Here is a 315-nt window from a genome sequence, read left to right as displayed (position 1 = left end):
TTGGCCATCGCGCACCTTTTGTTGGGCGACGATGATTCCCGGTTGGGCCTCAAGTCGCGACAGATAGGCCTGCCAGTGCTCCGCCGCGCGTGCTTCGGGGCTCACATCACGAACCTTGGAGATGTCGAATACCGGTCCGCCTGCCGAAAGCTGTCGGGCCGCTGCGCGCGCCCGATCTATCCAGGTGTCGGGAGCCTCACCCTCGGCAACGATGCGATCCTCGACGATCGAAAGCCGAACCGATTTCGGCGGGGTCAGCGACGCCGTTAGCCGCTTCAGCACGAACTCCGGCTCAAGGCTCTGATAGAATTGCCA

General features: G+C 62.9%; 1 pseudogene. It reads right to left on the bottom strand.

Going from position 1 to position 315, the window contains the following annotated elements:
* Positions 1 to 315: pseudogene (locus NMG70_RS30630) on the bottom strand (OmpA family protein); the annotation flags it as partial.

This window comes from Mesorhizobium ventifaucium (assembly GCF_935822925.1).
GTDB classification, from domain to species: Bacteria; Pseudomonadota; Alphaproteobacteria; order Rhizobiales; family Rhizobiaceae; genus Mesorhizobium; species Mesorhizobium ventifaucium.
This window is presented reverse-complemented; position numbering and strand designations above follow the sequence as displayed.